The organism is Flavitalea plasmicola (assembly GCF_030546645.1).
Classification (GTDB): domain Bacteria; phylum Bacteroidota; class Bacteroidia; order Chitinophagales; family Chitinophagaceae; genus Puia.
In genome coordinates this window covers 81,976-106,447 of record NZ_JAUOTO010000012.1, presented here as the reverse complement: position 1 = coordinate 106,447, position 24,472 = coordinate 81,976, and the positions used below count along the sequence as shown (strand labels likewise).

Annotated in this window: 25 protein-coding genes; 7 read left to right on the top strand and 18 right to left on the bottom strand. The window is 52.0% G+C overall.

Translation table 11 applies throughout. From position 1 onward, the window contains the following. Positions 1–20: 20 nt before the first annotated feature. Genes Q4E93_RS33320 through wecB form a run of 5 tightly spaced genes read right to left on the bottom strand, consistent with a single transcriptional unit; the run spans position 21 to position 5,959 of the window. Positions 21–1,118, bottom strand: coding sequence for a glycosyltransferase family 4 protein (locus tag Q4E93_RS33320; protein WP_303592288.1), 1,098 nt, complete (start codon positions 1,116–1,118; stop codon positions 21–23). Beyond that, entirely contained in the window at positions 1,115–2,218 is a 1,104-nt protein-coding gene (locus Q4E93_RS33315) for a glycosyltransferase family 4 protein (protein ID WP_303592287.1), read from the bottom strand. Before Q4E93_RS33315 ends, Q4E93_RS33320 begins: the two co-directional genes overlap by 4 nt. Further along, a complete protein-coding gene (locus Q4E93_RS33310; protein ID WP_303592285.1) occupies positions 2,196–3,461 on the bottom strand; it encodes a hypothetical protein in 1,266 nt (421 codons plus the stop codon). Before Q4E93_RS33310 ends, Q4E93_RS33315 begins: the two co-directional genes overlap by 23 nt. A 15-nt stretch (positions 3,462–3,476) precedes the next feature. Beyond that, positions 3,477–4,808, bottom strand: a complete 1,332-nt coding sequence (locus Q4E93_RS33305; protein ID WP_303592283.1) for an oligosaccharide flippase family protein — start codon at positions 4,806–4,808, stop codon at positions 3,477–3,479. Positions 4,809–4,864: 56 nt separating this feature from the next. Further along, a complete protein-coding gene (gene wecB, locus Q4E93_RS33300; RefSeq protein ID WP_303592282.1) occupies positions 4,865–5,959 on the bottom strand; it encodes a non-hydrolyzing UDP-N-acetylglucosamine 2-epimerase in 1,095 nt (364 codons plus the stop codon). A 271-nt stretch (positions 5,960–6,230) separates the two neighbouring features. Here wecB and Q4E93_RS33295 point away from each other — a divergent pair, with 271 nt between their 5' ends. From Q4E93_RS33295 to Q4E93_RS33275, 5 genes are all read left to right on the top strand, one after another. Beyond that, positions 6,231–6,965, top strand: a complete 735-nt coding sequence (locus Q4E93_RS33295) for a sugar transferase (protein ID WP_303592281.1) — start codon at positions 6,231–6,233, stop codon at positions 6,963–6,965. 326 nt (positions 6,966–7,291) lie between these two features. Continuing rightward, positions 7,292–8,047 carry a sugar transferase gene (locus Q4E93_RS33290; protein WP_303592280.1) on the top strand — a complete coding sequence of 252 codons (756 nt, stop codon included), beginning with the start codon at positions 7,292–7,294 and terminating at the stop codon, positions 8,045–8,047. Between the two features lie 41 nt (positions 8,048–8,088). Further along, complete coding sequence (locus tag Q4E93_RS33285; RefSeq protein WP_303592279.1) at positions 8,089–8,571, top strand: hypothetical protein; 483 nt, start codon at positions 8,089–8,091, stop codon at positions 8,569–8,571. 12 nt (positions 8,572–8,583) lie between these two features. Continuing rightward, positions 8,584–9,990 (top strand): glycosyltransferase family 39 protein, encoded by a 1,407-nt coding sequence (locus Q4E93_RS33280; protein ID WP_303592278.1) that lies wholly within the window; start codon positions 8,584–8,586, stop codon positions 9,988–9,990. Between the two features lie 139 nt (positions 9,991–10,129). After that, positions 10,130–10,591, top strand: a complete 462-nt coding sequence (locus tag Q4E93_RS33275; protein WP_303592277.1) for a DUF983 domain-containing protein — start codon at positions 10,130–10,132, stop codon at positions 10,589–10,591. Between the two features lie 26 nt (positions 10,592–10,617). Here Q4E93_RS33275 and Q4E93_RS33270 read toward each other — a convergent pair whose 3' ends face one another. The 3 genes from Q4E93_RS33270 to Q4E93_RS33260 form a co-directional block, all read right to left on the bottom strand. Next, positions 10,618–12,162: a YifB family Mg chelatase-like AAA ATPase gene (locus tag Q4E93_RS33270; protein WP_303592276.1), complete on the bottom strand. Its 1,545-nt coding sequence runs from the start codon at positions 12,160–12,162 to the stop codon at positions 10,618–10,620. 108 nt (positions 12,163–12,270) lie between these two features. Continuing rightward, positions 12,271–13,587: a MutS-related protein gene (locus Q4E93_RS33265; RefSeq protein WP_303592275.1), complete on the bottom strand. Its 1,317-nt coding sequence runs from the start codon at positions 13,585–13,587 to the stop codon at positions 12,271–12,273. A 7-nt stretch (positions 13,588–13,594) separates the two neighbouring features. Beyond that, a complete protein-coding gene (locus Q4E93_RS33260; RefSeq protein ID WP_303592274.1) occupies positions 13,595–14,989 on the bottom strand; it encodes a dihydroorotase in 1,395 nt (464 codons plus the stop codon). A 29-nt stretch (positions 14,990–15,018) separates the two neighbouring features. Between Q4E93_RS33260 and Q4E93_RS33255 the strand changes: the two genes are divergently transcribed. Further along, entirely contained in the window at positions 15,019–16,722 is a 1,704-nt protein-coding gene (locus Q4E93_RS33255; protein WP_303592273.1) for a hypothetical protein, read from the top strand. A 17-nt stretch (positions 16,723–16,739) separates the two neighbouring features. Here Q4E93_RS33255 and trhA read toward each other — a convergent pair whose 3' ends face one another. The 3 genes from trhA to ubiE form a co-directional block, all read right to left on the bottom strand. Then, positions 16,740–17,366, bottom strand: a complete 627-nt coding sequence (gene trhA / locus Q4E93_RS33250; RefSeq protein WP_303592272.1) for a PAQR family membrane homeostasis protein TrhA — start codon at positions 17,364–17,366, stop codon at positions 16,740–16,742. Beyond that, the gene (gene porT / locus Q4E93_RS33245) at positions 17,366–18,091 is read right to left on the bottom strand and encodes a type IX secretion/gliding motility protein PorT/SprT (protein ID WP_303592271.1); all 726 of its coding nucleotides are present in this window, start codon (positions 18,089–18,091) and stop codon (positions 17,366–17,368) included. The genes trhA and porT overlap by 1 nt, the downstream gene beginning before the upstream one ends. Before the next feature lie 177 nt (positions 18,092–18,268). Continuing rightward, on the bottom strand, positions 18,269–19,018 hold the full coding sequence (gene ubiE / locus Q4E93_RS33240) for a bifunctional demethylmenaquinone methyltransferase/2-methoxy-6-polyprenyl-1,4-benzoquinol methylase UbiE (protein ID WP_303592270.1): 750 nt from the start codon (positions 19,016–19,018) through the stop codon (positions 18,269–18,271). A 42-nt stretch (positions 19,019–19,060) separates the two neighbouring features. Between ubiE and yihA the strand changes: the two genes are divergently transcribed. Further along, positions 19,061–19,669 (top strand): ribosome biogenesis GTP-binding protein YihA/YsxC, encoded by a 609-nt coding sequence (gene yihA, locus Q4E93_RS33235; protein ID WP_303592269.1) that lies wholly within the window; start codon positions 19,061–19,063, stop codon positions 19,667–19,669. Positions 19,670–19,781: 112 nt separating this feature from the next. Here the strand turns inward: yihA and Q4E93_RS33230 are convergent, their stop codons facing one another. The 7 genes from Q4E93_RS33230 to Q4E93_RS33200 all read right to left on the bottom strand — a co-directional run bounded on the left by Q4E93_RS33230 (position 19,782) and on the right by Q4E93_RS33200 (position 24,444). Then, positions 19,782–20,255: a ribonuclease H-like YkuK family protein gene (locus Q4E93_RS33230; RefSeq protein WP_303592268.1), complete on the bottom strand. Its 474-nt coding sequence runs from the start codon at positions 20,253–20,255 to the stop codon at positions 19,782–19,784. A gap of 133 nt (positions 20,256–20,388) precedes the next feature. After that, a complete protein-coding gene (locus Q4E93_RS33225; protein ID WP_303592267.1) occupies positions 20,389–20,748 on the bottom strand; it encodes a CoA-binding protein in 360 nt (119 codons plus the stop codon). A gap of 27 nt (positions 20,749–20,775) precedes the next feature. Then, positions 20,776–21,738: an APC family permease gene (locus tag Q4E93_RS33220; protein ID WP_303592266.1), complete on the bottom strand. Its 963-nt coding sequence runs from the start codon at positions 21,736–21,738 to the stop codon at positions 20,776–20,778. Positions 21,739–21,757: 19 nt separating this feature from the next. Beyond that, positions 21,758–22,771 carry a TIGR01777 family oxidoreductase gene (locus tag Q4E93_RS33215; protein WP_303592265.1) on the bottom strand — a complete coding sequence of 338 codons (1,014 nt, stop codon included), beginning with the start codon at positions 22,769–22,771 and terminating at the stop codon, positions 21,758–21,760. Positions 22,772–22,811: 40 nt separating this feature from the next. After that, positions 22,812–23,183: a hypothetical protein gene (locus tag Q4E93_RS33210; RefSeq protein ID WP_303592264.1), complete on the bottom strand. Its 372-nt coding sequence runs from the start codon at positions 23,181–23,183 to the stop codon at positions 22,812–22,814. Positions 23,184–23,342: 159 nt separating this feature from the next. Next, the gene (locus Q4E93_RS33205) at positions 23,343–23,861 is read right to left on the bottom strand and encodes a GbsR/MarR family transcriptional regulator (RefSeq protein WP_303592263.1); all 519 of its coding nucleotides are present in this window, start codon (positions 23,859–23,861) and stop codon (positions 23,343–23,345) included. Between the two features lie 169 nt (positions 23,862–24,030). Further along, positions 24,031–24,444, bottom strand: coding sequence for an energy transducer TonB (locus Q4E93_RS33200; RefSeq protein ID WP_303592262.1), 414 nt, complete (start codon positions 24,442–24,444; stop codon positions 24,031–24,033). Positions 24,445–24,472: the final 28 nt, after the last annotated feature.

Below are 24,472 nucleotides of genomic sequence, written 5' to 3'. Positions count from 1 at the left end.
TTTGGCGACGTCATCCGTGATTACCGGATGATGTCCAGTATTTTCAACATATCCTGCTCAAAGCGAGGTAACGTAAATTTTGTCATAAATCTTTCGCGCGCCGCGGCTCCCATGGCGATCCTTTTTGCCGGGTCTTCCAGCAGGAGCAGGATCTTATCCGCCAGGGCGGAGATGTCGCGCTGGTCTATCAATAAGCCCGACACGCCTTCTTCGATCATATCCGGGATGCCGCCTTCCCTGGTGGTTACGATGGGTAGTCCCCATTGCATGGCTTCCAGCAGCACCAGGGGGAAGGCCTCGTTGGGATAATAAGTTGGGAAGACGAAGAGGTCTGCCTGCCGTAACTCTTCCAGCTTTTCTTCTTTATAGCGGGGGCCGCAGACGGTGATGAGGTCGTTTAGTTTTTTTTGCCGGATATGGTCGTTCAATTCTTCTATGCTGACGTCGTAGGGTTTTCCCACCAGCCGCAGGTGAAAATTCCGATGGGTTGCCGCCACTTTTTCCAGGGCGTCGATGAGGTCTATGATCCCCTTGCTCCGGACATAGTTGGAGAGGAACAGGAGCCTCACCGCACCGGGGTTGGGGACTCTTTCGACGGCTGTTGTCAATTCCACCGGGATCCCATAGGGCAGGATAAATTTTTCCTTATAAGTCATGCCTTTCAGATCGTTGGTCAGCTGTTGTGAGAGCACTATGACATGCGTATGGGAGAATACGCGCCGGGCCACCCATCGGAACAGGGTGCTGTTCCCGGCTCCGGCCGCAATCCCTTTGCCGTGCAGATGGAACAGGAGCTTGCCCCCCAGCAGCTTGACGAGGCCAACGTATGCCGCATCCCTGTAGAAGGCAAACCCGCTGGGGCTGAAAGTAAAATACACCAGGTCGGGGCGGTGCCGGATGAGGCCGGACAATATCCTGAAAAAGAGCCGTAGGCTGTCGAAGATCTTGGTGAGGGACATATGGCCTATCTTCCCGATGTCCCGGGAGGTGGTGATATCGATGACCTTCAGGCGATAGTGATCATTGATCAGGGCGCTATCGACAAAGTGCTGGTTCATGAGGGAAGCTCCATGAACGGGAGGTGGCAGGTGCACGATACATAAGAGTGATCTTTTCATGAGGTTGCTTTATGGTCCTGCGTGGCGAAGGTACAGGCATCGATCAATGCGGTTGCGGCCCTCTCATGCGTAAAGCGTTGCGCGAATGTACTGGCTTTGGAAGAAAATGCGGTCCATTTTTTCTCATCGTGCAGGAGGGCCAGGCATCTTTCGGCCCAGGCTTCTTCCTGCAGGGGTATAATATAGCCATTCTCACCGTCTTTGATCAGCTCTTCGGCACAGCCTGCATAAGGGGTCAGCAGGACGGGTGTGCCGGCCGCCGCCGCTTCGTTGGCTACGACACCCCAGGCGTCATATGCGGTGGGGAACAGGAAAAGCCTGGAACTGGCGTAATGTGCCGGAAGCTCTTCCTGCCGGGCATAGCCGCCGTAGTCGAAATCGATGCCGGCTGCTGTCAGCGCGGTGAACATGGTGTCCTTCAGCGGGCCATCCCCCAGCAGCAGGACCCTGAGGTCTTTCTTTTTCGCTGCAAGGAGGGCCGCCACTTGTATAAAGAAAAGAGGGTTCTTTCTTTCGGTGAACTGGCCGGAGAAGAGCAGGTCGTATTTCCTGTCCTGAAAGGACCGGGTATTACTGAACAGCTCGTTGGTGATGGTGTAATGGCTTATGAAGATGCTTTCGGGGCGGACGCCATAGGTCTGATAGTAGGCAGAACCTTTTTCGCTGCAGGCGATGAAGGCCGCGCTGCGTCCGTACACCAGCCTGCGGACCATTTTATGCGCCCATGAAAGATGCGGCTCCGACAGGGCCCAGGCATCCGAGATGGGAATATGTTTTGCGCCATGCAGGCGGCAGTAAAGGAAGGCGTACAACATGGTGGGATTAAACCCGCCGGTGATGACAACGTCGGGCCTGTATGCCTTTAGCGCCGCGAACACGGACCAGTTGTTGTGCACAAAGGTGGCCCCGTCCTTTTTGGCGGATGTCTTTCCTTCCAGGAATACGTGCTGGAATTGCATAGGGGGGATATTCCATTTCCGGTTGGGCTCGATGCGGGTGCAGAAAAAGATCTTAAAGCCTTCTTGCAGCCGTCGATGGATGATATTCCAGCCCGGCACCCGGTATGGAGCGGGCATATTAGTTACCAGCGCTACCCTCATGGTCTTCTTTTTCGATTCTGTTGATGCTGCCCAGCGCAAAAAGCTGCGCCATCAGGCTGAAAGTAAATATAGTCGTTTCCTCGAAGAACCAGGCGGCCAGGAGGAGCAGGAAGAAAGCCAGCGAAAAGATCTCTTTCCGGCGGATGAAGTGGGCGAGATACAGGCCTGCCATATACAGCAGCAGGATCAGCCCGGTGAAGCCGGCGGACAGTATGGTGGTGAGATAAGCGTTCTCGGTAAGGCTGGAGGCTGCGATGTTGATATTGGGAACGCGTCGTTTCACCGTCAGATAGTGATCGACATTGTTGTTGTAGATGAAATGCTGCCATCCCCCATGGCTGATGGTAACCATGACGGCTTTTACCAATTTGTCCCTGCCAGTGCCGGAGGCGCTGAAGAGGCGGCGGTTGGCCATCATGGCGGCGGCAAAGTCTGCATTACCAGCCAGGTAGCTGCTGTCGGAGGCAAGCGTGCTGTCCCGGGCGAGCATTTCCCTGCGGAGCTGTTCGATCACCCTGGGGTCCATACGGAAGGCGGCCTGCTGCGAGAGCAGGGTCAGCAGTAAAAAAAGACCGATATACATGGATGGCAATAGCAGGAGCGCAGGCATTTTGCGCCAGCGTTTGAACGCGATGATGAAGAGATAGGCTCCGCTCATGCCAATGTACAGGCGGCTTTTTATAAACAGGAATACGAGGGTGAGGGCGCAGATCGCCACCATGAGGAGGATCTTCAGTCCCCGGGACGACGGGAGCCGGATGGTCGAGAGCAGGGTCTCACAGAGATAGATGAAGATGGCGAATACGAGAATGCACAGGGCGTTATGCGACTCCAGGATGAACTTGTATCTTAATGAGCCGTCGTACATCATCAGGTAGAACCAGGGGTAGAAAATGCCCGCGAACAGGACCAGGGCATACAGGGACAGGAAGACTGCCAGCCGTCTGTCCGTCGTTCCTATGCCTGCGGTAAATTTTTCCAGGAAGATCCAGAACAGGGCGATGGAGAAAATGACCCGCAGCACTTCGGCCCTGCGTGTGATGACAAGCAGGGGCACCAGGATCAGCAGGGTGATGACCGTTGATCTTTTTTTAAGAAGGGTTCGCACATTCAGCAATATGAAAAGAATACTGGCCAGGGGAGATATCTTCTTCAGGAAGACTGCCCAGTCGGATATTACTTTTGTGACGATCGCAATGTTGAGGTCGGCTGTCTTATGCAGCCTGTTGAGTATCTGTCTCACAGGTGTAAGGTTGATTTATGAATCAGCGTCCTTGTGCTGTTGTTGTTTCCAGTCTGTCAATTCTTTTGCCAATATTTTCCTGAAGGCGATGAAGCCCGCTATGCAACCCAGGAACTCCAGGACATTCCGGGTGATCAGCACGGGCATCAACCCGTACCGGGGCACCATCACGAGCAGGACAATTATATTGAAGGCAGCGAGGAACAGCTGGACCTGGAAGACCAGTTTGTCTTTTCCCAGGACGATGAGCCCATCGCTGATGAAAACGTTGTTCAATGCCGTAAAGAAGGGCAGGAAGGCCAGCATGCGCATACAGAGGATCATCTGCTGAAAATAATCGCCGTACACCAGCCGGATGATCCAGGGCGCGAAAGCCAGGATGAGGATACCCAGCCCAAAGGTGCTGCCTGCCATCAGCAGAAAATAGCCTTTAAAGTCTTTTTTATAGCGGGGCTTATCCCTGATCCAGGCGCTGGACAGTTTGGGAAAGAACACCTGGCGGATGGGGAAAATGGCCATGACCTGGAAGGCAATGATCAGCTTTAGCGCCGCCGAATAGCTGCCCAGGATGGAAGATGGCAGAAAGAAACCCAGCAGGACCGCAGAAAGGTTGAGCGTGATCTGGGCTATGATACCGCTGGTGAGAAAAATATAGAGCCCTTTTTTCAATGCCAGCAGCACAACGCGCCAGGGCTTCCAACGGATGTGGAGGTGAAAGGTCCTGGTGGCTGCGAAGAAGCTGATGACGCCGATAAGGATATAGCTAAGCGAGTAATTCAGGTTGACCCACTGATAATCGTCTCGCTGGCGGATGGTGATGAACAGGAGTCCTGTGGACAGGGCCTTGATAAGGAAGTTCATCACGGCCAGGGACCGCACTTTTCCCAACCCCTGAAAGATATAGGGAGGATAGAAGTAATGACCGAATACTATGAGATAGGTGAGGATAAACAGGAGGTTGGAGAACCGGTCGGGCCAGATCACGGCCAGCAGGCTGAATAGCAGGGTGGCGGCAAGCAGCAGGTATGATTTCGCAGTGAAGATGGTGCTGAAGAGACTGTTTATTTTCACCGGGTTGTCCACCGCCCTGCTGAAGCTCCTGGTGCCCGTCACATGAAACTCGTAATTCACGATGGTGATGAAATAAAGTGTTATATAGGTGGCGAATTCCGTTCTTCCGAACAGGTCGACGCCGATGGTCCGGATGAGATGAGTGGTAGCGAGGAAGGGAAAGAGATAGTTGGCTGCCTGGATGATGCCCACCCAGAGAACATCCAGCCTTGTCTGCCTGTCAATGGCTTTCAGGTGGGAGAATGAAGAGGAGACATGACCTAAGAGTTTTTGCATCCACAGATAAGTTTAGACAATTCACATGGCGTAATCGTGCGGACATACTATTAAAATCACATTAAAAATTGATAGACTGCCTGGCAGATCCTTTCGGCAGCCTTGCCGTCCCAAAGTTCGGGAATACTTCCTTTCTTGACGTTTCCACCGAGTACTTCGGCAATGATCCGGTCTGCATTCGACATATCTGTTCCTGCCAGGTAGTTTGTCCCTATTTTGACGGTGATGGGCCGTTCGGTATTGTCGCGCAAAGTTACGCAGGGAATTCCGAGATAAGTACTTTCTTCCTGAATGCCACCGCTGTCCGTGATAATGAGCCGTGCATTTTTAACGAGGCACAAAAAATCGATGTACCCGATGGGCTCCGTGAGGATCAGTTCCGGCGAGATGTCTTTTTCAAGACCGAAGGTCCTGATATTGCTCCTTGTCCTGGGATGCACGGGAAAAAGGACCTTTCTTCCCTGTGCGTATTTGTTCAGCAGACGAAGTATGCCTGACAGGCTCTCCGGCGTGTCCACGTTGGAAGGCCGGTGGATGGTGGCAAGAAGATAGCCTGCTTTTGGCAATTCCAGCTGTTGAAGAATTCCGGATGCATCGATAAGAGAAAGGTTGCTCACCAGGCTGTCGATCATCACATTGCCTGTGAAGAAGACCTTGCTTGCGTCGATGCCTTCCTTTTTCAGGTGCTCCAGCCCGCTCTCTTCGGTGACGAACAGCAGATCTGAAATCGCGTCGGTGAGGATCCTGTTGATCTCTTCCGGCATTTCCCTGTCAAAGCTCCGCAGCCCTGCTTCCACATGCGCTACGGGAATATGCATTTTTTTTGCCACCAGGCTGCATGCAATGGTGGAGTTGACATCACCGGCTACGATCACCAGGTCGGGTCTTTGTTCCAGCAGGATCTTTTCAAACGCCACCATGATGCCGGCTGTTTGAACGGCATGTGAACCGGAGCCGATGCCCAGGTAGAAATCCGGCGTGGGCAAGCCCAGCTCGTCGAAAAAGATCTTCGACATTTTTTCGTCATAGTGCTGGCCGGTGTGGCATATCAAATGACGGATCTTATCCTTATATTTCAAAAATTCGAAATGGATCGGCGCGATCTTCATGAAGTTTGGGCGGGCACCTACGACAGAAATTACCGTTTGCATATTGGTCCGCAAATTAGCGAAATAGATATCAGGTCATGCGGAATGAAAGGCGTTTATTTTTTAAAATCCGATATGAAAGCAGGCAAAATATGCCCTGGATGCGGGTTTCAGAGAAATTTTCACATTGCCCGCAATAATAAACAGGAGGGCCGGACGTTTGAGCAATGGTTTTATATTGAAAGAGATGCAACTATTCCGGAATGAATAATGTCAATTTATAATCTGTCCGGAGTTTAACAAAACAGCGCATCGTAAACTGAAAAACACATTCATGGTCGGAAGAGAACAGGAAAGAAAGATGATAACGAAGAGGGCGTTTAAGCGTGAAGAGGGGATGACACTGAGGGGTTATTTCCTGGAGCGAAATAGTTATTTAATTGTTAAACGTTGCTTTGATATCCTCTTTTCCCTGTCGGTGATTGTTTTTGTGCTGAGCTGGCTGTTGCCTTTACTGGCGCTCGTGATCAGGCTGGATTCCAGGGGGCCTGTCTTTTTTATCCAGAAGAGAGTAGGGTTCCTGGGACGCAGTTTTTATTGTATCAAGCTGCGGACGATGTGCGTCAATCCAGAGGCAAACACGCTCCAGGCACGGGAAAACGACCCCCGGGTGACTAAGTTCGGCCGGTTTCTCCGTAAGTCTAACCTGGATGAATTGCCACAGTTCCTGAATGTATTAGCCGGACATATGAGCGTCATAGGCCCGAGGCCGCATATGCATGAGGATTGCCGCGCCTTTTCGCAGGTGGTGGCGGCTTACAAATTCAGGAATATCCTCAAGCCTGGCATCTCCGGACTGGCCCAGATAAAGGGTTATCGCGGACCGGCGAATAGCTTTGATAAGGTCTTTAAACGGTACCAATGGGATGCGTTCTATGTCAGAAACGCCAGCTTTTCGCTGGATATGCGCATTATCCGTGAGACGATCGTGCAGACCCTGGCATACCTGAAACCATCCCGGTCTGTCCTGGAAGCAGAACCCCACCATCCTGCTCTTTCTTCCATTTAGCGCTGTTTTTAATGGTGCGGAGGGGTTTCAGTTCCTTAAAATTTTATTAAATAAAGCGTTAATGCAACGTTTCCAGGCCGGTAGGTGTCATAAGTGGTAGTGATTGATTTACACGATTGTAAGCCTGGTTTTACCCGAAAACAATTCTATTACCAATAAGTGGTACCAGAATTGCCGTATAAATTTGTTTCCTTTGCGCGAAATATGGAATTCTATTTGTTGAGTACTCTGATTACCTGAGCCGCATGATGCGGCTCGTCGAAAGACAGACATTGGTACGGATTTCATATTACAGTATCAAGTGGAAAAAACCAATCCTTATCGACATGCGTAGCACAATCGTTGAATCGAAGATGAATTACCCGAAGAACTGGCAGGATGATGAACAATTGCAGATCCGCGAGCATTTTAATAGCAAGTACCCTTATCTTGTTTATAAGAGGAGCATGGACATTCTCACGTCCCTGCTGATGATCGTACTTGTTTTCCCCTGGTTATTCCCCTTGTTGATCCTGCTGATCAAATTGGATTCGAGGGGCCCGGCCTTCTTTAAGCAAAAGAGAGTAGGCTTTCTGGGCAGGACATTCTGGTGTTATAAGTTCCGCACGATGTATGTGAATGATATGGCCGATACGCGCCAGGCCGTGCGTAACGATCCCCGCGTCACGCGACTGGGCAAGTTCCTGCGCAATACCTGTCTTGACGAGCTGCCCCAGTTCTTCAACGTGTTGCTGGGACACATGAGCGTCGTCGGCCCCAGGCCGCACATGCTGAAGGACTCCCGGGAGTTTTCATCGCAGGTGGCTAACTATAAGTTCCGCTATCTTTCCCGTCCCGGTATCACGGGTCTCTCCCAGGTGAGGGGCTATCGGGGGCCGGCCACCAGCTTTCAAAGCATTTTCCGCCGTTATCAATGGGATGCGTATTATGTACGCAATGTGAGCTTTATCCTGGACCTCCGGATCATGGCGGAGACGGGGACGCTGATGATCAAATCGGTGCTGAATAAGAACAAGCCTGTGCCGGTGGGCAAGAGCGTGTTCGAACGTGGCACGATGACGGCAGCGAAAAAGATCGCTTAGGTATTGGGAGGTTTGGACAGAGATAGTTAGTTTTAAGAACTATGAGGGCATTCCTACTGACCATCATTTCCACATTGACCGTAGCATTGGTGCTTGGTCTCGGCTATAACCGCGTCTGGTTCGTTGATAAGCCCCTGTATTACTGGGGCTCTTTCATTAAGGAGAGCCGGTCTCCGGCGGGGCCCGGGCAGATCCGTAAAGCCCGATATGGGATGGCCTACACCGTATGTATGCAAGTAAAGGAGGCCATGGCTAAACAACCTGTCAGCAATCCAGTCTTACTTTTTGAACCCAACGGCTATTACCGCGACTCACTGCATATGGATCTGCATTTACCGGAGCCGGCGGTCTTTTATTACTATACGGGGCTCAGAGGGGTATGGATGCATTCGCCCGGTGTCGAAAAAGCCAACTATTTCGTACGGTGTAATAATAAAGCAGAAGTGAAGCTGGAACCCATCGGGTCATCCGGACAATTGCAAATAATACTGGCCCGTTATCAGAAATTCCTGTCTATATTGTAGCCTCCATCTCACATGACATTGTTTTTATTGATCTGCTGTCATTTCTTTTCAGGGTACGGGTTATTGGACCTTTTCAATATCCGGCAGAAACCGCTGGTCACGCTGCCGCTGGCACTGTTGACGGGTGTTGCCGTCGCCTCCTGCGTTCCCTTTCTCCTGCAGCTGGCCTATTGCCCGCTGTATCCCGCAACGGTATTCGGCGCCCTGGGCCTCAGCTGCCTGTTGTTGAATATCCGCGGCCTGGCCCGTGCCTACAGGAAATGGCCCCGCATCGGCAGGAACATGATGCCGCGTCTGCGCATACGCGTGTACGAGCTGCCCTTTATCCTTATCCTGAGCTTCCTTGTCTTCGTCAGCGTGTGGAGATGCTATTATCAACCGCCTACTTCCCGCGATGCGCTTTCCGGGCCGGAAGCGATCGCAGAATATGCTGTAAGAGAGCATACCTTGATCAATTCTTTTTTTACGACAGACCTGTCTACCACCAATAATCAATTCAAATCGCCTTACCTCACCAGCCTTCAGGTGATCTATAAAATGGCAGGCTATCCATTCGGGCAGATCTGGTTGAGCATTATTTTCATAAGCTATACCCTGTTGCTCTACCAGGTGCTGAAAGTAACCTTACATCCCATACTGGCCGGATTGCTTTTATTATTGATGACGGCGACGCCGGAGATCTATGCTTATACCTTCCTGATCCTTTACGATTACAGTAATATGGTCTTCCTCTTCCTGAGCCTGTACTTCCTGATCGACAGCCTGGAGAGCAGGCGCAGGTCGTATTTTTATTTTGCCGCGCTGCTGATGGGGATCGCTACCTATATACGGTCCGAGACACTGGTGCTGGCAGCGCTCTTCACGCCCATTCTCTGGATCAGGCAGCACCGGGATGGAGAGCCGATCGTAAAGATGGCGTGGACTACCGGTATATTTATATTGCCCTCCCTGCTGAGCTATTATTTTACCATCAGTTTATATAACAACCATTATCTGCCCGTGCACTATGATATAGCTGCGCTGGTAAACCCTCATCCTTTCCATCTGCGGCCTTTGTTCAAGGCTTATGGGGACATCTTCAAAGAGTTGATGGTCAGCGAATATGGTGTCCGTCTATGGGGATATATCATGTTCGTATGGGCGGGCGTATTCCTGGCGGAGCTGGTGATCCTGCGGCGATTTACCAGGGCGGCCCGCAATTGGCTGTATGCCATCGGTATAGTCTTTGCCGGCCTGGGCCTGCTGGAGTTCCTGCTGCCCTTGTTCGAACTTGCCTACGCGGCAAAAAGGGGGTTGTTCAAGATCATTCCGCTCATGGTGATGTACCTGGCCAATAGCCAGCTGCTTATCCGGCTGTCAGCACGCATCAGTCAATGGGAACAGGGGCGGTCATTGGGAAGCAGGAGCCAGCAGGGATAACATCGGTCGCATGGGCGGATGGTTTAGTGGTAAGATCAGGGCGATAAAATGAAAAATACCATTGAAGCCGTCAAAAACGCAATTGCTGCCACGGGGGCTATGGTAACTTCGTGGCGGGATATCAATAAAGCCCTTTGTTATGTGTGCCAATAAAGACAGCCATCGACCGGGACTGATCATTAGCGTCCTGCGCAATAAATGCCCCCGTTGCCGGAGGGGTGAACTGTTCACCGGGCGGAATCCATACGATCTGAAGCGGATGATGAAGATGCCGGAACATTGCTCCGTGTGCGGGCAGCCTTTTGAGATAGAGGTAGGTTTCTATTATGGGACGGGCTTTGTGAGCTATGCGCTGGCGGTGTTGGTTTCGGCCATCACCTTTATCGCCTGGAAGCTGACGTTGGGAATGTCGCTGCAGGACAACCGGCTGTTCTGGTGGCTGGGGGTGAACGCTATTTTGCTGTTGGCGCTGCAGCCGGTGCTGATGCGGCTGTCGAGGACCATATGGATCTATTTTTTTGTGTGGTATGATCCTGCGTGGATGGAGGGGCCGCCAGGAGTGCCAGAAAGGATCAACGAGGATCTGAAGAATGATTGGTGAGCGTTAGTCAGGCTGAACGGAAAGGACTAGGCTCCCCACCCTTCCTTGTCGAGGCACCTGAACTGGATCGCTTCTGCCATATGTTCTGTCCGGATGTTCTCTTCACCTGCCAGGTCCGCGATGGTACGGGCTACTTTGAGGATACGATCATAAGCGCGGGCGGATAAGTGAAGGCGGTTCATGGCGTCTCTCAGGAGGTGCTCTCCGGCGGTGTCGATGCGGCAGGATTCTTTTATCATTTTACTGGTCATGTGCGCATTGGTGACCTGTTTATTGTAACGCCGGATCTGCGCTTCCCGTGCTTGTATCACGCGGGTTCGGATGGTGGATGAGGTTTCACCACTGCTCTCCGCAGAGAGGTCTGCATAAGGGACAGGCACCACTTCCACGTGCAGGTCAATGCGATCCAGCAGGGGGCCGGATATCTTGTTTAGGTATTTCTGCACGGCGCCGGGATAACAGTTACATTCTTTATCGGGGTGATTGTAATAGCCGCAGGGGCAGGGATTCATAGCGGCCAGCAGCATGAAGTTGGCGGGAAAATCCACGGACATCTTTGCTCTGCTGACAGTGACCCTTCCATCTTCCATGGGCTGTCGCATGACTTCCAGGACTGACCGGTGGAACTCCGGCAGCTCGTCCAGGAAGAGGACGCCGTTGTGGGCGAGGGAGATCTCCCCTGGCTGGGGTATGCCGCCGCCGCCTACCAGGGCATTGGCGGATACGGTATGGTGGGGACTGCGAAAGGGCCGCTGGATGATCAGGGCGCTATGGTCCGGCAACTTGCCTGCTACGCTGTGGATTTTGGTTGTCTCCAGCGCTTCCTGCAAGCTAAGGGGCGGAAGAATGGTGGGCAGCCTTTTGGCCAGCATGGTCTTGCCTGCGCCGGGCGCGCCGATGAGGAGCACGTTGTGGCTACCCGCGGCTGCGATCTCCAGGGCGCGTTTGATGTAGTCCTGTCCTTTGACGTCGGAGAAGTCCAGCTCGTCCGGCTTTGCGGCCGTCATTGCCTGACGGGAAGAAGGGATAGCCGAGCGATCCACGGCTTCTTCCAGGCAACCGTTCCGGAAGAAGCCAATGACTTCACGGAGATGGCTGAATGAAAATATATCCAGCTCTTTTACAATGGCCGCTTCCTGCGCATTTTGCCGGGGTAGGATCAGCCCTTTGAAGCCTTCTTTCCTGGCCTGAATAGCGATGGGCAGCGCACCTTTGATCGAATGAATGGAGCCTCCCAGTCCCAGCTCTCCCATGATGACATAGTCCTGTAATTGCCGCCTGATGCCTGGCAGCTGATCTGTTGCGGCCAGGACGCCCAGGGCGATGGGCAGATCGAAGGCGGCGCCTGATTTACGGATGCCCGCCGGCGCAAGGTTTACGATCAATTTGGTGCGGGGCATGTAGTAGCCATTGGTCTTGATGGCGCTCTCCACTCTTTGTATACTTTCCTTTACGGCATTGTCAGGAAGGCCGACGATGAATGTGTGGAGCCCTTCGGTCACATTCACTTCGACGGTGATCGTGATCGCCTCTACTCCGTACACGGCACTTCCAAAAGTCTTCACCAGCATGACGATGAGGATAAGTTAGCTGACGAAGCTAGAAATTACTTCAATGCGAATGGGAAAAAGATGGGTGAGGTTCCACGCGGTGTTCCACGGGCGCCGTGTAACGGCCGGTCAAAGCCGTTCCAGCATTTCCACGACCTTCTCTCTTTTCAGGATGAGATAGCCGATGCGATCGTTGCTGATGCCTTCCTTCAATTGATAGCTGAACTCCAGCTGATCGTCCTGGACGGCCGTCTCGAAGTACCGGAAGGAAATGTTCGGGTATTGCTTCAGCTCATCACCTATCTCATACAGGTGGGTGGAAAGAATGAACAGGGATTGCCGGATCTTTATCAGTCCTTTGATGACGGCGGTCGAACATTTCATGGCATCCTGGACATTGGTGCCTTTGAACAGCTCGTCTATCAGCACCAGCCATTTCTTTTTATCGCTGATCTTGACCAGGGTGTCCCGGATCCGCTGGACCTCGTTGAAGAAATAGCTTTCCCCTTTAGAGATGTTGTCGACTACATTGATATTGCTGAGGATGCCGTCGAACAGGCTAAGCCGCATTTCTTGGGCGGGCACGCCCATACCCAGGTGTGCCAGGAATACGGATACGCCTACGGCACGGATGAAGGTGCTTTTGCCGGCCATGTTCGCGCCCGTGAGGAAGAGGAAGTTGGTGGTATTGTCCAGCTGTATATCATAGGACACGGGTGTGGGCAGTAAAAGGTGGTACAGCGCGCTTACTTCCATATAGGGATCATCGCTGCTGGTGAAAGTGGGAAAGACCAGATGATATTTCCGGAGGGCCATGGCCATGGAATACCAGGCATCCAGGCGGCTGTAGATCTCGATGAGCCCCTGCATGGGGGTCTTGAACCTCTCCCGGATGTGATAGCCATAGTGGACGACCTGTATGGCATTTAGTTTGGCTCCGGGCGCTTGTTTGGCCAGGGATTGGATGACTTCATGGTCCAGCAGCCTGCGACCTCTTTCCAGAAGGGTCGCCAGCATGGGGGGGCAGTCGGGGGTATGGAGCATGGCGACCAGCTGGGTCATGCCGCGTGCGAAATCCGCAAAATGACCGACGGAATAGCGTACCAGGGAATAATCGGGGGCATGGAAGATCTTATAGCCCCATGCGCCGGGCAGGTTGTGGGACTGAGGTATCGCGTCGATGGACGTTTCATAGAATCTTTCCATCACCATCACGGTGCCGTTGCTGATGGTGAGCGGCCATTCATCCGCCTTTGAAAGGATGAGGGAAATGATCTGCTGGGTTTCCAGGATCGGGCCAAGGCTGTTGAAAGGCTTGTTGAAATAATTCAGCAGCTGATCCCGGCCGCCCTGGGTACGGGTGAGGTCCAGCTTATGGAAGATGGAGAATTCTTCTTCCTGGCTGAAAAGGGAAAGGTCCGAATATGTCGTGTTATCAATTTCCATAAAATTCTTATAGATCAAAAGCTAATCGATGTCCCCATTGAGATTCATCAAAGCCTTGATTTCCATAAACCAGGTGGCCGTTTACGAAAGTATGTGTCACAGTGGCCGGGAAACGGAAGCCTTCCAGGGGACTCCACCCGCATTTATACAGGATATTATTTTTTTCCACCACAGAGGGCTGCTGCAGGTCGACAATGACGAGATCGCCCCAGTACCCTTCCCGGATATAGCCCCGTTCCGCGATCCGGAAGCATTGGGCCACGGCATGGCTCATTTTCTCCACCACCTTTTCCAGGCTGATCCTCCCCTCCCGCACATAGTGCAGCATCAGCAGGAGCGAATGCTGCACCAGGGGAAGGCCCGCGTGGGCCTTTTCGTAACCGTCGCCTTCGCCAGCGGGGGGCGCCGGGACGAGGCTTCCATCTTCCAGGCGGACCCAGCCCTTTTCTTCCAGGGTATGGGGCGCATGATCGGTGGCTATCAGGTCCAGGCGGTCGTCCAGCAGGGCTTTCCATAAAGCTTCGCGGTTGTGGGGCGCCTTGATGGCGGGATTGCATTTGATCCGGTTGCCCAGCGTCGCATAATCATCACTGGTAAAATGCAAATGGTGTACGCATACTTCGGCTGTGATCCTTTTTTGCTCCAGGGGTAATAAATTACTGAAAAGCTGCATCTCTTTTTCGGTGGACAGGTGGAATACATGCAGCCGGGAGCCATATTTCTTGGCGAACTGGATGGCGGTGAGCGATGACTCGAAACAGGCTTCCTCATTCCTGATCCGGGGATGGTCGGCGGCTACGAGACCCCTGTTCTCCTTTTTAATGTTCTCCAGGTTCTGCCGGATGATCTTCTCGTCCTCGCAGTGTGTGGCGATGAGCACTTCACTCTCCCGGAACAGTTTGTCGAGGGTGAGATAATTGTCTACGAGCAGATTGCCTGTAGAGGCTCCCATGAAGATCTTGATACCGCAGACCTCCTTTTTTTTCTCATTGGTGCGCAGCGCTTCTTCCGCATTGTCGTTGGAAGTGCCCATATAAAAAGAATAGTTGGCCAGCGAGCTCCGGGCTCCAATGGCGTATTTATCCTCCAGCAACGCCTGCGTGAAGACGGGGGGCAGGGTATTGGGCATTTCCATGAAAGAGGTGACGCCGCCGGCTACGGCGGCCTTCGCTTCTGTATAGATGTTAGCCTTATGGGTTAGCCCCGGCTCACGGAAATGCACCTGGTCGTCGATGACGCCGGGCAATAAATGCTTGCCTTCGCCGTTGATCTCGGTGACAGCGAAGTCCACCGGGATACCCTTTGCTATTTTTTCGATCCGGCCGTTCTTTAGTAATAAATCTGCGGTAATGATCTTACCTTCGTTGACTATGGATATATTCCTGATCAGGTAATTATGCATAATAAAAATTGATCTACTCTTTGTATTCTATGCAATTTATAAAAACCACTGCAAGACTGCTGATAATTCTGGGAATGCCTGTCTTTTCCTACGCCCAATCCACCTTCCTGCCACAGGGCTCCAAGTTCGAGCATTTCCTGGACAGGATGGAGATCCTGCAGCAACGGGATGCCGAGCTGAACATTACTACCGATAAGCCTATCAGCCGCCGCAGCGCCGTTCGCATCTCTGAATTGGCGGACAGCCTATATAAGTTCTATCCTTACGACGACATCTACCACATATCGAAAGTGGACCGGCAGAACCTGCAATCCCTGCTGATGAACAATACGGAATGGGTTACGGGCAGCAAGGACAGCTTTCAAAGCAAAAAGCCCTGGTGGAATACTTTTTATAAGGACAAAGCGAACTTTCTGCAGGTGAATGAAAAGGATTTTTTCCTGGTGGTCAATCCTGTCATCCAGCAGGTGCAGTCGTATGAGACCGGCAATAAGGCCCGGGTCTTCCTCAATTCCAAGGGACTTACGCTCCGGGGGCTCATTGCGGGGAAGCTGGGTTTCTCCGCCTATCTTACGGATAACCAGGAGCGGGGCCCGGCGTATGTGATGGACAGGGTAGCCCAATTCCAGGCTGTGCCCGGAGCAGGTTATTACAAGACCTTTAAGCAGACGGGCGTGGATTACTATGACAACAGGGCCTCTATCTATTTTAATGCCTGGAAGTACGTCGATTTCCAGTTTGGCTATGATAAGAATTTTATCGGGAATGGCTACCGCAGCCTGTTCCTCAGTGATTTCACAGCCCCCTATCTTTTCCTGAAATTCAATGTCCGCATCTGGAAGCTGAACTACCAGAATATTTATATGGAGCTGGTGACGCAGCATTTACCGGGCGACTATCAGTATCCCAAAAAATACGCCACCATTCACCACCTCAGCGTGAATGCCGCACCCTGGCTGAATGTAGGCCTCTTTGAAAATATCACTTTTAGCCGGCCGGACCATTACGAATTCTCATATCTCAATCCCGTGATCTTCCTGCCGGCAGCGCAGCAGCAGAACGGAAGCCCCGACAAGAGCACGGTGGGCCTGGATTTCAAGGCTAACGTCGGTCATGTGACCCAGGTATATGGACAATTGCTCTTCAATGAATTTGTCCTGAAGGAGATCCGTCATTATTCCAACGGATGGTGGGGTAATAAGCAGGGATTGCAATTGGGCGTGAAATATATCGATGCTTTCAATGTGAAGAACCTGGACGTGCGGCTGGAAACCAATGTGGTCCGGCCTTTTACCTACCAGCACGGGGATTCCATCACCGAATATTCTCATTATAACCAGCCGCTGGCCCACCCATTGGGAGCTAATTTCGCGGAGTTCCTCGCGATCGTGCATTATCAGCCGGCCTATAAGTGGACGATGGAAGGGAAGATCATCTATTATAAACAGGGACTGGACTCTGCCGGGATCAATTTCGGCAGCAATATCTTCGAAAGTTACCTGACACGTCCCCGGGATTATGGCTTCAGCATTGGATCAGGGGTGCCGGCGAAATGTTTGAATATGTCAGGCTATGTATCTTATGAGTGGAAGGAAAATCTCTCCTTTGACCTGTCCGTGCAGTACAGGAAATATTCCGTCGACGATCCCACCAATACATATCATAGCACCAGCTCCACGATGTTCAGCGCGGGGGTGCGGCTGAATATGTTCCGGCGGCAGTATGATTATTAGCCGGGCCGTGATTGCTGCTACATGGCCAGCAATACGGCCACATAATGGCAAAGGGCGGCGGCCAGCACGAATGTATGCCAGACGGCATGGGTGTACGCATACTTGTCCCAGAGATAGAAACATGCACCTATGGAGTACAGCACCGCTCCGGTGATAATGAATACCAGCACTGAGGCGGGCAGATGATCGAAGAATCTTCGTCCACCAGCCACCATTATCCATCCCATGGCCAGGTAGATGATCGTGGAGACGATCTCGTATTTTCCCGTGGAAAAGATCTTGAAAATAGTGCCCGCGGCCGTCAGGGACCAGAGCACTATCAGCAGGCTGGCCCCGAAGGTATTGTCCATGTATACCAACAGAAAAGGGGTATAAGTACCGGATATGAAGAAGAAGATGCTGATATGATCCAGGATCTTGAATATCCGTCTTATGGCCGGGTCCAGGGCCAGATGGAAGATGGTGGATACGGTGAAGGTCATCAAAAAACAAAAGCCGTAAATACCCGATCCAATGATACCGTGCGTATTGCCGTGGGCGGTGGCGATGCCGGTGAGGACAGGCAGCCCGGCTACGCCGAAAAGAATGCCTGCGCCATGGATAAGGGCATTGACGATCTCCTGTTTACGGGTGTAGCTTTCCATCAGCCTTCGAAGATAATGGAGAATATGATCTGCCTGGTCCTGATCTTATCGATGACATTGGAATACTGGAGGCTGGGGTCCCGGCTATGGACATTTTTGATACCCTGGCTGAACTTCAGCTCCGGAGAAAGAATAAATACGGGCATATAGATCTGGAAGCCGATGCCGGCTTCCACGCTGAGGTCGGAAGAGCTGAGCTTTACCAGGTTCTCCGCTTTGCGGGCGGAAGAGTTGGATGCGAGGTCATATCGGTAATTGATCCCGCCCATCATGTAGACCCTGAAATTACCGATGCGGTCCGAGAGGAATTTTACCTGTGCGGGAAAGCCCAGCAACAGGGACTGGATCTGTTTGGTGGTCAACTTTTGCTCGCCATCGGGCGGGTAGTTGATATGGTAGGAAATGCTGTTGCTGCTGAAAATGAACTCCGGGAAGGCAAAGCGAAATTCCAGGTGATTGGCCAGGTGAAAGGTGAACATACCGGAAACGCCGAAGCCACCGCTGTTTACGGGGTTGACATACAATACACTATCGGAGGCCAGGAAGGTCGGATGGGCATTGACCTGCAAATGCGAGTTGTCGTACAGGAAACCAATGCCCAAATAGTATCTTTTGCTGTCATGGTCCGGAAGGTTCAGATAGTCCCTCAATTGAGCCGAAGTCCGGCTTCCCGCCATCATCAACCCCATCAGCAATATCACGGAAAAAATACCCTTCTTGGTCATAAACACGTTAGAATTCATAAATAGCTTAAAATCAGTAAATTAAAATCCTGTTCTGTATGATGACTACGGCCTGAAGGTAAATATTGTCAATAGGCGTGAATTAGGTAGGTAAAAATAACGGTAAAGGGGTAACAAAATTGCGATCCTGCGGGCTAATCGGATGATTTTAGGGACTTGTTAACGGGGTTTTTCGCCGGTGTAAATGGAGCAGATGCCCAGGCTAAGCCGTTTGAGCCGGGTGTGGGCGAATCCATTGGCGCCCAGGATCCGGAGGAGCTCTTTGCCTTCGGGAAAGGCTTTAACGGAATCGTTGAGGTATTGATAGGCTTCGCCGCTGCGGGAGACCATTTTCCCGATGCCTGGGGCTACGATGTTGAGGTAAAGGTTATACAGCTGCCGGATCACCGGGGTCCTGGGATGGGAGAATTCAAGGATCACCAGCCGTCCGCCGGGCTGCAGGACCCGCAGCATTTCATGCAGGCCTTTTTCCAGGTTCTCGAAGTTCCGGACGCCAAAGGCCACGGTGATGGCATCAAAGCTATTGTCAGGATGCTGGATGTTCTCGCTGTCGCCTTCCTGCAGTTCGATCTTTCCGCCCAGCTGTAGCTTTGCGATCTTCTGGCGACCTATTTCCAGCATGCCAGTGGAAATATCGATGCCCGTGATCTTTTCGGGGGAAAGGTACCGGGTCATGAAGATGGCCATGTCGGCCGTCCCTGTGGCTACGTCGAGGATATGACGGGGGCGCAGGTCCAGCAGCTCCCGGATGGCCCGTCGCCGCCAGTAGATATCGATCCCGCCGGAGAGGAAGCGGTTGAGGAAGTCATAGCGGAAAGCGATCCTGTCGAACATCGTAGCTATCTGCTGCTTTTTCCCCAGCTCCGAATCCTTGAAGGGGACGACCTTATCGTGCGTATACTCTGCCATAAGGCGGCAAAGTTACGTAACTTGCCGGCTTAACGAATCATTATGATCATCCGCTCATCCGCTTATGTCATCAGCAGCCCGGATCATACCAAGAGCCCGGCGCCCGACCGGCCCGAATATGCTTTTATCGGAAGAAGCAATGTGGGGAAGTCGTCCCTGATCAACATGCTTACCGGGAATGAAAAGCTGGCCAAGACCTCCGGTACTCCCGGCAAGACGCAGCTGATCAATCATTTCAATATCAATGACGAATGGTATATCGTGGATCTCCCCGGCTATGGCTTTGCAAAGGTTTCGCAGTCGGATCGGAGAAGGTGGGAGCAGATGATCGAAAACTATCTGCGTAAGCGGGAGAACCTGGAGACGGTGTTCGTATTGATCGACGCCCGCCATAGCCCGCAGAAGATAGACCTTGAATTCCTGGAACGACTTCGGAAATGGAATATCCCTTTCTGCCTGGTGTTCACCAAGTCCGATAAAGAAACCCAACGCGTCGTCAGCAAGAATGTCAAAGACTTCCTGGAAAAAATGCGTGCTACCTGGCAGTTCCTTCCCCAGCATTTCGTCACCAGCGCTATCAAGAAGATGGGGCGGGACAAGATCCTTGCCCTGATCGAAGAAATGAATGGAGAGTTCAATACCGAAGGTTGATTACGCGGATATGACTTTGAGCAGTTTTTACTTTATTTTATGGGAGACAATTCCTTGAGCCGTGATGGGATCACGACTGCCAGAGAAGAAAATCAGTCGAAGAGACGACGCGTCAGTTCACTACCTTATTTGCGCAGCTGCTGCTGGCAAATGCTTCAGGTTTTGCTTTGAAGGCAAAGCCCATACCGAGTATGTAGCCCATTGCTTCCTTCAGTGCATCATTGCTCTTGAAATGAGGGTTAGTATTGATGTCGGCATGTACTTCCATGTCTACATCATACTTTGAAAAGAGATTGCATAGTTCATACGCGATCTCGATGCTTTTGGCAACTTCCACCAGCATACGTTCTTTGATCGTGTACTGGTGCCTGGTCTTCTCATTGTGAATGAACATGAAACCTCCATGTCCTTCACGCAGGAAAACGATTACCGTAGCAAATTCCGTTTCAAGGCCTTTAACCTGGGAGTCAGTGCCAATGCAGACTTTCAGACGATAGCCCTTTTCGGTCTCACGTCTGATCGCGTTTTCAACAGCTTCGATGATGGGCAGTTCGATCGGGTCGCCATTAAACTTTCGCCATAGCATATTAAAAAGGATTTTCCGAATTTAACGAAAAACCGGCGATTATCAAAATCGCAGGCAGGTTATTGTAGTGTTAAGTTGTAGGGCGATGGGGCTGTATATGCGCGTGGATAGGGTGGTATAGGTGCAGGGGGCCTTAGTATTGACCGGTGCTGAGCATGACGAGGGTACAGGCTTGCATGGGTTCGATACCGTTGGTTCTGGCCAGCTTTTCCAGCTCGGGGTTTTCGGCGCCGGGGTTAAAGATGATCCGTTTGGGATGTAAGGAGAGGATGTAATCGTAGTACTGCTGCTGCGTCTTTGCGTTCAGGTATAGCGTGACGGTGTCTACATCCGGGATGGCTATTTGTTCGGTGCCGAGGTCTACGTCGGCAACTTTGCCTTTTCGTTTGGCGATGGCGACTACGGGATGGCCTTTGCTGCGGAGCCGGTTGACGGCGAGGTAGCTGTAGCGCTGGGGGTTATCGGAGGCCCCGAGCACGAGTGTCTTTTTCATTTGAGCAGGCATGTCTAAATATAACATTTATCCCTGGCATCTTGTTTGGATGACCTGTAAAATATTGGATTGGATGTCTTTCATGATGAGGCCGGCCCACCAGCTGGCGTAAAAATTAAAGGTTGTCTTCAGGGTGAAGTGGCTGTACAGGTGTAGTCGATAGTAGCTGTCACCCAGCTTTTGCAGTTGGTAGGTCCCATCCAGCACGTCGAAGTAGTCTCCACCGATGACCACATGCTTATCCATGGTCGTGGATGGGATCTTATAAGGATCGGCTTTTATGCTGAAATGCATTTTTTCCCGTGGTATATATTCTTTGACGATCTCTTCGAAGACCAATCCTTTGCTGAATATGGCCTCGCGGCTTCCCCCTACGCCGGCATAGTCCAATTCGGCGCGGATGGGCCGTGGAAACCTCAGCCAGCTGGTAAGTGTGCCATGGTCCTGCTGCTGGCTGATGGACCGGACGCGCACTACATTGTTCCAGATGGTATCCGCGCCGGCATGGATATCGATGAAGGTGTATGCTTCATAGCGGGTGGGAAGGGCAGGAATAAAGTGTTCGATGGAGGACAGCAGGAATGGCAGGCAAAGTACCAGGCTGACCTGGAGCTTGTCAGTAGGATGATCCCGCCGGTGTCGGAAATACCCTGCTGTCAGGCCTCCCAGAGAGGCAAAGATCAGGAAGATGGGCAGGATCATTAACCAGCAGGCCCAGCCTTCGATGGCGAACAGCAGGGTGATCATAAGGAATACGAGAATCGGAATCCAGGGGGCGAAGACCCGGAACAGGATCTTTTTTGTCTTTTCTTTTTCAGAGAGCAGGATGGTGAGATAGCCGACACCGAAGGGTACGCCGATGAAGAAGCTGATAGACATTACTGTTGCAAAACTTCGGAAGATGTCGAGGTCGAAGACCAGGCGCAGGATCAGTGCGTAGGCGACGGGGATCGATAATACGATTAGCCAGGGTTTTAGTTGGGGGTTCATAATCGGCGATTAAAAGACTTCAGAAAAAATGATATTTCTTACGGGGGATCTTTTCAATAACTGCATTCATCGCTTCCCCGACGTCGGGATAACGAAATATGAAGCCTGCATCCTGCAATTTAGCAGGCAGCACCCAACGGCTTTTCAGGACCAGTTCGGTCTCGGTACCGATGAGCAGCGCCCCGATCTTCAACATCCAGGTGAAAGCGGGCAGTCCGAGGCGGTGGCCTGTGGCTTTGCGAAGGCTTTGCATGAATTGCCAGTTGCTGACGGGTTTTGGGGAGCAAACGTTGTAGGTGCCTTCCATTTTGGGGCGTTGATACAGCCATCGCACGACACGGCAAAGATCTTCGATATGCACCCAGCTGTACATCTGCCTGCCACTGCCTTGCTTGCCCCCCAACCCGAATTTCAGCAGATGGAGATAGGGGACGATGACGCCGCCAGGACCCAGGGTGATGGCCATGCGCAACGCTATCTTGCGGGTGAAGGGGGCCCGTTGTTCATCGAAGACCTGCTCCCATTTTTTGCATACGGCTACGGAGAAGCCTTCCCCGGTCTCGCCGGTGTATTCGTCCTGGGGGCGATCTTCTGCATGCCGGTAAATGGTGGCGGAGGCAGCATTGATCCAGACCTTGGGAGGGACGACGGCATCCCGTATTGCCAGGCCGATCGCGCGGGTGCTGTCGACGCGGCTGTCGAAGATCTCCTGTTTATTTTTGGCGGTATACCGGCAGTTGACGCTTTTACCTGCCAGGTTGATCACTAAGTCGCAGCCATCGATGGCCGCTGCCCAATGCTTTTCGATCCGCAGGCCATCCCAGGGAAAGTACCTTATGTTATAGCCGTCGGACTTAGTCAGGAGCCTGTTGGTGTAGGCATTGTTGGCAGCGGATGTGGGATGCGCACCATTTTTTTCGGACGCTGTCCTGCGCCCCAGGATCACCACTTCATTGTCTTTGCCGAAAAAGGCAGCCAGGGCCTGACCGATGAAGCCGGTGCCGCCTGCTATGACTATCTTTTTATTTTTCATAATGCATGTTGTTAAAGGATGAGAGGGGCGCAGTCGACCTTCATTTGCCGGGGTACAATCTCTTTTCCACCAGGGCTTTTTTGCGCAGCTTGAAGAACACCAGCATGTTGAAGAAATGCATGCCGCCCAGGATCAGGATGATGGCCCCCACCTTTACGCTGAGCTCTTCCACCAGCGCCCTGGCGTCGGCAATTCTATCTGTGATGGTCAGCGTATAGACGGCATAGCCGATGTTCACGAGGTAGAAGCCTACCAGGAGCAGGTTGTTCACGGCGTTGGCCAGCTCCTGGTTGCCATGGAAAATATCGATCAGGAAGACCTTCCCGTTACGGAATAAAGTACGGGCTACCCAGATGGTGAGTGTGAGCGTGAGCAGTAAGTAAATGCTGTAGCTGATAAGGATGTAAGACATAAAAAAACAGTTTTGGGGTGATACAAATTGATTTATGTTATTGAACTTTCAATATTTATTGAAAGAATAAGCCTTAAGAAAAGCCGCATCGCGGCTGAAGTGTTATTTCACGGTCAAATGCTTCCTGTCGACAGTCATTCTGTCCGGGCTGCGGCCTTATCAATCTCTCTTTCCGCCGAACAGCTTCATCAGGCTGCCGAGGAACCAGTGCTCATCGGCCCGGATCATGGTGTCCAGCGTCCTGTCGGCCTGGTCGCTGAACTTGCGGATATTGTTGATGGTATCCGTGAAGGTCTTTACTGCCTTGTCCCGCTTGTCTCCTTCCACATCGCTCAGCTCCTTCAGTACGGGGATCATCAGGTCCAGCTCGCGCTTCTTCCGTTCTTTTACGATCTGCCGGGCTACTTTCCAGATGTCCTTTTCCGCGGTGAAAAATTCTTTTCGTTCTCCGGGCACGATAACCTTCTGAACGAGTCCCCAGTCGATGAGCTCGCGGACGTTCATATTTACATTGCCCCGGCTGATGCTCAATTCTTCCATCACTTCGTCTGCGCTGAGGGGGTCGGGGCTTATCAGCAGCAGAGCATGGATCTGGGCCATGGTCCGGTTGATCCCCCAATTGGTGCCAAATCGTCCCCAGTCGGCAATGAATTTCGCTTTCGCTTCTGCCAGTTGCATCCGTCTTCTTTTAAGTTAAACCGTCCGGATGTAGTTCCTTCGCACATCCCCTTGACGATATAAAGATAAGCAAGGTTTCTGAACTTTCAAAAGTTATTGAAAGTTTATTTTTTGGAGAGAATGGGGGGCATCGTTCCATAGCTGCTGTTAAAGCATGCGCGGTAAAGCTTTATTTTCGTTCCAGCCGGAAGACGATGGGTTGTTTTTTCCAGGACCGTACCTTCCTCCCATCCTGCACGGCGGGAATCCATTTTGGGGATTCTTTGATGACCCTCAGGGCTTCTTCCTGGAGAAGTGGGTCGCCGGTGAGGGCGACGATCGAAGACAGGCTGCCGTCCCTTTCGACAATGAATTGCAGCACGACGGTGCCCTGTATTTCCCGTTTGTAGGCTTTTTTTGGATAGACGAAGTGACTGTTGAGAAATTCCAGCCAGGCCTTCGGTCCGCCGGGGAATTCGGATTCGATCTCCACTTTTGTAAAGGGTTGCACGGTAGTAACGTACTGGCGATGAGTGGTGTCGGATTGAGCATGGGCCGTGACGGCTGCTGCAAGGATGAAAAGGGTAAATGCCAGGGGCTTCATGAAAAGGGGTTTAGTCCCACAAGAAAAG

Excerpts from the sequence above, each read along its gene's own strand:
- Q4E93_RS33320 (WP_303592288.1), bottom strand. The coding sequence starts at position 1,118 with ATGAAAAGATCACTCTTATGTATCGTGCACCTGCCACCTCCCGTTCAT.
- Q4E93_RS33315 (WP_303592287.1), bottom strand. The coding sequence starts at position 2,218 with ATGAGGGTAGCGCTGGTAACTAATATGCCCGCTCCATACCGGGTGCCG.
- Q4E93_RS33305 (WP_303592283.1), bottom strand. The coding sequence starts at position 4,808 with ATGCAAAAACTCTTAGGTCATGTCTCCTCTTCATTCTCCCACCTGAAA.
- wecB (WP_303592282.1), bottom strand. The coding sequence starts at position 5,959 with ATGCAAACGGTAATTTCTGTCGTAGGTGCCCGCCCAAACTTCATGAAG.
- Q4E93_RS33295 (WP_303592281.1), top strand. The coding sequence starts at position 6,231 with ATGGTCGGAAGAGAACAGGAAAGAAAGATGATAACGAAGAGGGCGTTT.
- Q4E93_RS33290 (WP_303592280.1), top strand. The coding sequence starts at position 7,292 with ATGCGTAGCACAATCGTTGAATCGAAGATGAATTACCCGAAGAACTGG.
- Q4E93_RS33285 (WP_303592279.1), top strand. The coding sequence starts at position 8,089 with ATGAGGGCATTCCTACTGACCATCATTTCCACATTGACCGTAGCATTG.
- Q4E93_RS33280 (WP_303592278.1), top strand. The coding sequence starts at position 8,584 with ATGACATTGTTTTTATTGATCTGCTGTCATTTCTTTTCAGGGTACGGG.
- Q4E93_RS33275 (WP_303592277.1), top strand. The coding sequence starts at position 10,130 with ATGTGTGCCAATAAAGACAGCCATCGACCGGGACTGATCATTAGCGTC.
- Q4E93_RS33270 (WP_303592276.1), bottom strand. The coding sequence starts at position 12,162 with ATGCTGGTGAAGACTTTTGGAAGTGCCGTGTACGGAGTAGAGGCGATC.
- Q4E93_RS33265 (WP_303592275.1), bottom strand. The coding sequence starts at position 13,587 with ATGGAAATTGATAACACGACATATTCGGACCTTTCCCTTTTCAGCCAG.
- Q4E93_RS33260 (WP_303592274.1), bottom strand. The coding sequence starts at position 14,989 with ATGCATAATTACCTGATCAGGAATATATCCATAGTCAACGAAGGTAAG.
- Q4E93_RS33255 (WP_303592273.1), top strand. The coding sequence starts at position 15,019 with ATGCAATTTATAAAAACCACTGCAAGACTGCTGATAATTCTGGGAATG.
- trhA (WP_303592272.1), bottom strand. The coding sequence starts at position 17,366 with ATGGAAAGCTACACCCGTAAACAGGAGATCGTCAATGCCCTTATCCAT.
- porT (WP_303592271.1), bottom strand. The coding sequence starts at position 18,091 with ATGACCAAGAAGGGTATTTTTTCCGTGATATTGCTGATGGGGTTGATG.
- ubiE (WP_303592270.1), bottom strand. The coding sequence starts at position 19,018 with ATGGCAGAGTATACGCACGATAAGGTCGTCCCCTTCAAGGATTCGGAG.
- yihA (WP_303592269.1), top strand. The coding sequence starts at position 19,061 with ATGATCATCCGCTCATCCGCTTATGTCATCAGCAGCCCGGATCATACC.
- Q4E93_RS33230 (WP_303592268.1), bottom strand. The coding sequence starts at position 20,255 with ATGCTATGGCGAAAGTTTAATGGCGACCCGATCGAACTGCCCATCATC.
- Q4E93_RS33225 (WP_303592267.1), bottom strand. The coding sequence starts at position 20,748 with ATGAAAAAGACACTCGTGCTCGGGGCCTCCGATAACCCCCAGCGCTAC.
- Q4E93_RS33220 (WP_303592266.1), bottom strand. The coding sequence starts at position 21,738 with ATGAACCCCCAACTAAAACCCTGGCTAATCGTATTATCGATCCCCGTC.
- Q4E93_RS33215 (WP_303592265.1), bottom strand. The coding sequence starts at position 22,771 with ATGAAAAATAAAAAGATAGTCATAGCAGGCGGCACCGGCTTCATCGGT.
- Q4E93_RS33210 (WP_303592264.1), bottom strand. The coding sequence starts at position 23,183 with ATGTCTTACATCCTTATCAGCTACAGCATTTACTTACTGCTCACGCTC.
- Q4E93_RS33205 (WP_303592263.1), bottom strand. The coding sequence starts at position 23,861 with ATGCAACTGGCAGAAGCGAAAGCGAAATTCATTGCCGACTGGGGACGA.
- Q4E93_RS33200 (WP_303592262.1), bottom strand. The coding sequence starts at position 24,444 with ATGAAGCCCCTGGCATTTACCCTTTTCATCCTTGCAGCAGCCGTCACG.